The organism is Shewanella sp. SG44-6 (genome assembly GCF_014164185.1).
In the GTDB taxonomy this organism is placed as follows: Bacteria; Pseudomonadota; Gammaproteobacteria; order Enterobacterales; family Shewanellaceae; genus Shewanella; species Shewanella vesiculosa.
Window position 1 is genome coordinate 1 of sequence record NZ_JACJER010000172.1, and the last position, 7,869, is coordinate 7,869.

The 7,869-nt window shown below is 37.6% G+C and carries 9 protein-coding genes; all 9 read right to left on the reverse strand.

Annotated elements, in window-relative coordinates; translation table 11 throughout:
* Positions 1–911: 911 nt before the first annotated feature.
* Positions 912–1,373, reverse strand: coding sequence for a hypothetical protein (locus H5185_RS20030; protein WP_182742977.1), 462 nt, complete (start codon positions 1,371–1,373; stop codon positions 912–914).
* Positions 1,374–1,377: 4 nt separating this feature from the next.
* Positions 1,378–2,292 carry a DUF6731 family protein gene (locus H5185_RS20035; protein ID WP_182742978.1) on the reverse strand — a complete coding sequence of 305 codons (915 nt, stop codon included), beginning with the start codon at positions 2,290–2,292 and terminating at the stop codon, positions 1,378–1,380.
* A 111-nt stretch (positions 2,293–2,403) separates the two neighbouring features.
* A complete protein-coding gene (locus H5185_RS20040) occupies positions 2,404–3,177 on the reverse strand; it encodes a hypothetical protein (RefSeq protein ID WP_182742979.1) in 774 nt (257 codons plus the stop codon).
* 524 nt (positions 3,178–3,701) lie between these two features.
* Positions 3,702–4,553: an HNH endonuclease gene (locus H5185_RS20045; RefSeq protein ID WP_182742980.1), complete on the reverse strand. Its 852-nt coding sequence runs from the start codon at positions 4,551–4,553 to the stop codon at positions 3,702–3,704.
* Positions 4,554–4,617: 64 nt separating this feature from the next.
* Complete coding sequence (locus tag H5185_RS20050) at positions 4,618–4,863, reverse strand: hypothetical protein (RefSeq protein WP_182742981.1); 246 nt, start codon at positions 4,861–4,863, stop codon at positions 4,618–4,620.
* Between the two features lie 144 nt (positions 4,864–5,007).
* Positions 5,008–5,334, reverse strand: coding sequence for a hypothetical protein (locus H5185_RS20055; RefSeq protein WP_182742982.1), 327 nt, complete (start codon positions 5,332–5,334; stop codon positions 5,008–5,010).
* 1 nt (position 5,335) lies between these two features.
* The gene (locus tag H5185_RS20060; RefSeq protein WP_182742983.1) at positions 5,336–5,536 is read right to left on the reverse strand and encodes a hypothetical protein; all 201 of its coding nucleotides are present in this window, start codon (positions 5,534–5,536) and stop codon (positions 5,336–5,338) included.
* 11 nt (positions 5,537–5,547) lie between these two features.
* The gene (locus tag H5185_RS20065; RefSeq protein WP_182742984.1) at positions 5,548–6,465 is read right to left on the reverse strand and encodes a DNA cytosine methyltransferase; all 918 of its coding nucleotides are present in this window, start codon (positions 6,463–6,465) and stop codon (positions 5,548–5,550) included.
* Positions 6,466–6,775: 310 nt separating this feature from the next.
* Positions 6,776–7,597 carry a hypothetical protein gene (locus tag H5185_RS20070; protein WP_182742985.1) on the reverse strand — a complete coding sequence of 274 codons (822 nt, stop codon included), beginning with the start codon at positions 7,595–7,597 and terminating at the stop codon, positions 6,776–6,778.
* Between the last annotated feature and the right edge of the window lie 272 nt (positions 7,598–7,869).

A 7,869-nucleotide genomic window follows, 5' to 3' on the forward strand; every position in this document is an offset into this window, starting at 1 on the left:
AGTTCTTCTAATTTTCTTGCAACGGGAGACCAGCTGGAAGTGGGCTCACTTTCGTGCCAGACACAAGGTCTGTATCTGCATCATTACAATGCAGCATTGGCTTTCTCCAGCCTCCTTTACCTGCACCACTATCGGCTATCTTCACAGATAACTTTCCCAATGGGAGCGATACAGGCTTACCCTGTTCCGTATGTCGCGCAATGTCAGGTTAGATGCCCACTATAGTGCGGAGAGTTATGTTGATCACGAAAGAATACTGTCCAATTTCTTTCCAACTCTCGTTGCCTTTTGGCCACAGCGTATAAACCACTTCCGCTGCTTCACGTATAACGCACCTTAAATGGATTCACTTATGTTCATCATACTGACACCCTAGCACTTACCCGATTGTGGTTATCAGGAGGAACGTCCTCTCACGATTCAGTTCCCGTCCAGTGATTTACTGGACTTCGTTACATTGTCGGATCCGCTGCTTTATTCAGGATCCTAGGGTCATCTGGTGATACAGATGGTTCACTCTTCGCGGTGAACAGCGCTTCATACGACTTCAGGTCGCACGGACATTTCCGTGTTACAAAGATCGGACAAAGTTTGGTTTTCAGATAACTTCTAGTATCCCAATTACCTACAAATGGCTGGCCAGATCTGCTGAACGACTGCAAAACGAGCTCCTCAATGTTAAGAATACAGTGATTATAAATAGTTAATTGCTTTATGTGACGAAGGGGTAGAGATTTGAACCCTACCCGCTACTTCTAAGACGCCAGTATACGAGGGTTGTACGAGTATTGAATTAGTAAATTGTTACACCAAACTGTTCTTTTTTATCGTCAGAAAAAGATGTTCAGACTAAAGCACTAAAAAGCTTAACAATAGCTATTTATTCATAGTCTCTTGCCATGTTGTTTTTGCTACATATGCTCAGAGAAGTCTTTAAAACCTCTCCATGACATATAAAATTGCACAAATGAATTTAGCCCTAAAAATATACCTACAATCACTATTACAACGGAATATTTATAATTTGTATTAGCTACTGTAAAAGTTAACGAGTCAGGAATAAACAATACTAAAAGAAAAGTAAAACATACAAAAAGCAACAAACCCATGGTTACATGAAGTCTATTTACAAGCTTAGGTAAGTAACCGGTAAGCGTAGTATTTCTGACTAATTTATTATCTTTTGCAGAAGCAAAGAGAGAAATAGAAGCCATTACAAAGCCAAACAGTATCCCTGATAAAGTTGATACTGCTGAAGCAATGGGCTGTATTTCCTTTGCTGTAAATTTAGATACAACAGGCCATGCACTCCAACAAATAATTAGGGTGATTAATATGACTATTATGTAATAATATTGTTTTAGTTTATCCATAACATTAAGCCAGTCGCTCTTGGTTTAAATCGCCAAAATAGTTAGCAAGTTCATTTTCTTTTTCTGCTCTCGATTCATTAAGAGCATCCCACATTTCAATTATAGGTGGATATCTGCCTTCTACTTCAATCTGTTTAGTAAAAAACAAGCGATCTGCAACTAAATCCACAGGATGTGTTGCAAGTGTTTCGTCATCCTCCAAGAGAAGTTTACACTTTTTAACATCAAACTTTGTGTTCAACTCACGTAAAGCACCTTTAAATGTTGTTGCTAGATATCTTTCTTCCGCAATATCAGATCTGCCATTGCCTCTCAAAGTTAAGTTTAACTTAGCAGCTCCTGTTCCTTTAAGGGTAGATATAATTGAGTTGTTAAAATCATGTTCAATACCATTAAATAACTCAGGATTTGTTGGTCGAGCAATTGACAATTCAGCTGTTCTTACTTGAACATTGTTATTCAATAGCCATTGAAGATCAGCAGCCTCAATGACTGGGTTTAACGAAGTCACGTAAGCTGACTCTGATAGATACTTCCCCATACTACTACTACTAATACAAAGATGGTTACGTTGTAGAATCAAAACTGAGTAATCTGAATGATAAGAAAAGTACGCCTTCTCCAATAGGTTTTCGTTTGCAGCAAGTTCTATTTCCCTTTCCACACCGCCAATTACAGCCGCATGTGGAAGATCATTTTGCCGATGCTTACCTATAATACCTTTAAAGCCGAAGGCTGTAGCTTCAAGATGCCTTAACTCATAGCTATTATTACCTATTTGTTTAACACGGCTGTCGCCTTGCGCATATTTTGCTAGCATACTATTCAATATTTCAAATGAAGTCCTTGGAATTGCGTTTGCGCTCGAGTTGAATATTGAGCATTCATAAAAGTCAAAATGGTAATTTTTAGATGACATAAATCCCTCTTAGATGATATCCATGGGTTGATAAACAACATAACCGCCTCATCAAGAGGCTAAATATTGTGGGGGTACAATTGAGCGTAGCGAGTAGCACGCTGTATCTTATTACAATTTAAATGATTTGTTGTGTTTTCCATTGATAACACCATTTGCTAGTTCATTTAGATATTCTTTTGCTATGGTGACTATGAATGAGTGTGCTTCTGACAACTCCATACTTGGGGTTTTATTTTTTTTAGCTTCTTGTTTAAAACCATGCCTAGAATCCAAGCCTGATAATGTGTAGCTGTTAGCAGTATTTGTGAATGCTTTTCTTAATTTCTCATCTACAGTTATTGCTATACCTGTCTTTTTGGATAATTCTTCTAGTGTTTCAAGAGTTTTATAGTAGTTAATGTAACTTCCCTCGATATCGAAGTACTTCAATATTAAATAAGCATCTTCACGTTCAGTGGCTAAGTTCATCATAAAAAATCGAACATCTGCGCTTTTTACTCTCTCAAACTCTTGATTATATGAGTAAAAAGAAATATCTGGTTTTTCTAATAACGCTACAATATTTCTTTTTGGCGGTTTGCCAACCCTAACACCATGATGTAATAAATCGGCTAATTCAAGCTTGCGTGTGCTCTCTGATAATATAGACGATATACCATTGTATAAACTTGCAAGCTCATATCCTATTTGCCAAACAACTTCAGGATCATCTTCATCATCAAAATATACAGATGAAAGACGAAAATCATCGTTCATACAGTCATTATGGTGGTCAATTCCGCCAGAAATATTAAAATATGAATTCTCGCTACCTTTAGAGTAATCTCTAAAATACCTAGAATCGCCGTCTAGATAGAATTCCCATTTTACCGTGTCTTTCAAAAACTATCTCCTGATACATAACAACACATTGAACGGTTAACACAACAAAATAGGCCGTTTAAGTTATTGATTAATATCATCCTACATTTGCTATGTCGTTGATGTAAAGCGATAAGTTATTAGCAAAACCCAAAAACAAACCGAGGTTGCCTAAATAAAGTGTTCATAAATTTACCAATGACATTTATTTACAACAATATCAATTAGTTAAGTTTAATCGCATAATTATTTATTACTACTTTAGTCTTACTTATTGGATTGTTTGATTTAAATTAAGCCAAAACTCATTATAACTGTATATAAAACCATCTTATTAGATTAAGAAATCTAGCCAGTAAACAATGAACTGTGTAGAAGAGCAATATCAATTAGCTTTTGTATGGAAAACGAAGGTAAGCACTGTTAAATAGAGCCTTGGTTCTAAGTAACTTTGGGGCAGACATGCGTTAATCCTTAACCCATTTCCTCACCAAAAGTGCCAAAAGTTATCAAACTTTAATAGAATAACAACATTCTGTTTTGTGTTACTTAATTTTGTTTTGAGCTCGCTTATATGCCGCCCTATGCCACTTCAGACTATCGAGTGATAGCTTGTGACCTTTATGGATAATCAGTTCTGTATTTAAACCGATTAACGTCATGTCAGGTCTGATGGAGAACATGAAATAATCGAGCATGACATGATGATTGGGGCAAAGGCATAACAAATTGGATATTTTATCTGGCCCCTGATGTTCACCCCCTAACGGGATGATATGGGCTCCTTCAGAATAAGCGCCATTTGGTGTTATAAATTGAATACCACAGACCTGGCATTTATGATCGTAAAGTGATTTAACCTTACGTGTTACTGCGGTATCTCTCAAAATTCTATTTATGGTTACTTCTTTACGCTTTGGATTACCAGCAACGGGTATATCAATATTAGCTGAAGCCGACTCTTCGAATCTGGCTAATTTCGACAATATTCTAGCGGGACCATTACCGATAGGGAACGCATACCCCATATTTTTTTTAACTATGCCATTTTCAAGGCGTAATGGAGAACCTACACTATATTCACTAGGCTGTATGAATGGGTTATTAGTGGCATCCAGAGCGTCATATACTTCAGATATAGGGATCGCCTCTTCGTTCAAAATATACCGGCATTTAACAATGCATTTTGACGTTAATTTATTGTAAACGGGGTTGCCTGTTGCAATCAGTATGGCTTGAAAGCTCTTTTTATTAAAAGAAAATATCACATCACCCTTCATAATCTTCAGAACGTTCATACGCGCGTAATTAGGGCTCGAGCTCTTTAAATCCGACGTGATGCGACCATCGTTAAACTCTTTCTCAAAATTATTTGTTTGATTAACCCAGTGGTACATGTAGTTCGGCCTTATGATAAAGAGACAACGTGTTAAGGATTATTGATACTTAATCAAGTAAATCTTAAGAGCTTAAATTGGATAAAAATACAGTCACTAAGCCAACAAGAAAACTAATTGCAAGGTATGTGGCGCGTATATTATTGACTGTTCCTCGAATCCTGCTAATGCCATCATCCCAGTAAGTTTCACCAATTTTAGAGTCGTCAATTTCTTTTGATTGCAGATACTGCACTGGAGTTAATTTGCAAGCGACATAGACTTCAGCAGAAGCAATGATTATGGGTATTATTAGAAGAGGTAGGTACATTTTAACATCCTTGTCTTGTCACTTTATCTATAAGTGTATGGTATCAGATTAAAACCGGATGGCCGCGCCCCACATAAATATTTATGCGAAGGAAGTAAACACATTTATTCAGTTCCCCCTCCACACAATTAAGTTTTTTACTTGTTAATCTTCAGGCCGCCAATGAAAGCAAACTGGTTTAATGGATTGATGATCATTAACACCAGCTTTATAAAATTGTTCCCACAGTTCACTTGCCCAACCGTTTAGAAATGATTCATGAAAGAAAGTATCATTTTCCCCGACACGATTTTGACAGCTGTCATTGTAACCTTGACGACGAGCCTCACGCTTTATAAAGACCGATAAGTCATCGATGAGTGAATCATTAAACTCATCATCAGCCTTACCAGACCAAGTGGGAGTGCCTGTTTGAGAACAATGAAAGGTAGGTGCAGAATGAGCACCACCCAATGATTTTATTATCCCCAATTTATTTCTCCGATTCGTTTAGCGACGGTATATTAAAATCTGCCAACATTTCATCCCACACACTGGCATTATCCGCTGGTATCTCCATTGGGAACTCAAGGGGATTAAGATAATGCTGTTTTATATACCACTCTCTAAAGTCTTTAACGCGCTCGATTTCATTGTAAATAAACCCATCTAATGTCTCGACTTTTTTTAACATTGTATAACTCCTTATGCAGCCGCGAGAACGGCTTGTGTGACACTCTTGGCAAGTAATGGTGGAACGGCATTGCCTATCATCATTTTTGCTAATGTTTGTGACTTAGGAAAAACGTAATTAGACGGGAACGATTGCGCAGCAGCTTGTTCAGCGACTGTAATGGGGCGAATGTAATCACCGTGAACAAGGCTGTGCTTATTTACGGTCATTATGGTCCCAATGGGCTTATCCAGACTTCTCCCGCCAATTTCTCCACCGTATGCAGCATCTAAAAAAAGGCTTCCAAATTTATTACGTCCGTTTTTAACACGATTTTGTGTAGCTGCGACGCGATTACTGACTAAATCCCATTTATGGCCATCAAAATTAGTATCAATGATTGTACGAGCAGGAATATGTTCTTTCTTTTCAAATTTTAGGTCAATAGGATTAGCAGAACGAGTTGCAACAATAAATAACCGTACACGACGCTGAGGTACACCAAAATCTGCAGCATTGAGTGTGTTCAGCGATAGTGAGTAACCTAATGCCTTCATAGCATACGACCAAGCATCATATAGTTCCCATTTTAGAAAATCAGTTACATTTTCAATGATAACTATAGGAGTTTTATGGTTTTCAACACATGAAACGATAGCCCATGCTGTCGAACGGCTTTTGTCAGCCTTATACGATCGCTTAACCTTGCCAGTTGCAATGCTATGCCCTTGGCAGCAAGGGCTGCCGTAGACAATATCAAAGTCACGAGGTATCTCATTCCAATCTTGTTGATGCAGATCTTGGCATGCGTGAATTGTGTTTGGATGGTTTAGGGCGTGAATAGCCACTGCAGGAGGGTTATGGTTTGCAGCCCATATAATATTGACACCAGCAAGCTCAGCACCACAAGACGTACCACCAGCACCACTAAATAAATCTATACCTTTCATGTTTAAAATCATCATTAATCTTTGTAATGAGAATATGGTCCCACAGAAAGTATTTGGTGCAAGGAAGTGAATGTTATCCTATTTAATGCAATTCCGTGGAGGCAAAAGGTAGGGGTGTATGGTTATAGGTATCCTATTTAATACTGGTGGGAATTAAAGAGCAATATTCGATTATTTTGACCTCCTAAATCTCAATTCTCCGGTTGCGGCTCCTTCTTTTTATCTTTTTAATATTTTTTTTGTATTTTTCCTATTTTCGAACCCTTTGTTAGTGCCATCATATAGCTCCTATTTAATCTCTAACAAATAATCAGAGATTAGGTAGATTTAAACGTCTATAGAATTGAAAATTCGATTCAAATGGCAATTCAATTCTAAGGCCTTGTTCATCTAAAGTATTCGAGCGGGGCGCTTTAGGCTCAGAATGGGTGATAGCGAGGTCTTTACACTCTTTTGTTAGTACCATTAGCCCTAATGTAACTTGTTGTCTAACTAGCTCCCCTGCTCTTTTAATCCTAACTTTATATTGTCTACCTGTATTAACTCTTCGCTGTACTGCTTCACAATTGTAATGACTAATAAAATTATGCATCGGTATCAATAACTCATACACTGTGGCAGTACTAAATAACGCATAACGCTCACTAATTCGATATTCAGCTGTAACCATTCCAATACTATGCAACGCCTTTACGTGTGACTGAAACAATGCTTTTAGCATTCCATCATCATCACCGGCACCTACTTTATGTGTTTTCAAAACTAACATACCTGAGTTTGGCATTAGTTTAGATTGAAACGCATTCTGAGTACTGATATTGAACTCTTCTATGTCATTAAATAGTTGCGGGAAACGTGGCGGGAAACGTTTGAATTTAGACCCCATAGCTTTTTGATAATTTTTTTCCATCTCTTTCACAAGTTCGACAAATTCTCTAGGATCATCATTTAGCACACCTATCCAACGGATATATCGTTTTGGCTTAGTGAGAACCCCACCATAATCCCCCAGGAACTCATCATAAGTAAGAGTCGATTCAGAATAACGGCAATCGGAATTAGTTCGCAAATAATCAAAAAGAGCGATTTCTGAAGTATAAAAAATACTCCAATCTTCAGTGTTGTTTGTCATCTAAACCCCTTTGTATTAAATAGGATAACTGTACTTATTCTAGCCGAAATCGTATAGCTCAGCAATTAATCAATCACATCCGGTTATGCTCATCGAACACACACTTGCATTAAATAGGATAACTACACCCTCACTTTCACATAACATGAGGTCCGGCCGGTAAAAGCGTTGGAATTAGCCACTTTGCAAATAAGACATTGATTCATTTAGCTTTTCTGACAAGGGCTGGATAAAATCCTTACCGAGATAGCGAATCCTGAAGCTGCTTAAAC

What these genes read in the sequence shown, in the direction of transcription:
- H5185_RS20065 (WP_182742984.1), bottom strand. Translation starts at nt 6,465, where the DNA reads ATGAAAGGTATAGATTTATTTAGTGGTGCTGGTGGTACGTCTTGTGGT.
- H5185_RS20045 (WP_182742980.1), bottom strand. Translation starts at nt 4,553, where the DNA reads ATGTACCACTGGGTTAATCAAACAAATAATTTTGAGAAAGAGTTTAAC.
- H5185_RS20050 (WP_182742981.1), bottom strand. Translation starts at nt 4,863, where the DNA reads ATGTACCTACCTCTTCTAATAATACCCATAATCATTGCTTCTGCTGAA.
- H5185_RS20030 (WP_182742977.1), bottom strand. Translation starts at nt 1,373, where the DNA reads ATGGATAAACTAAAACAATATTATTACATAATAGTCATATTAATCACC.
- H5185_RS20060 (WP_182742983.1), bottom strand. Translation starts at nt 5,536, where the DNA reads ATGTTAAAAAAAGTCGAGACATTAGATGGGTTTATTTACAATGAAATC.
- H5185_RS20035 (WP_182742978.1), bottom strand. Translation starts at nt 2,292, where the DNA reads ATGTCATCTAAAAATTACCATTTTGACTTTTATGAATGCTCAATATTC.
- H5185_RS20070 (WP_182742985.1), bottom strand. Translation starts at nt 7,597, where the DNA reads ATGACAAACAACACTGAAGATTGGAGTATTTTTTATACTTCAGAAATC.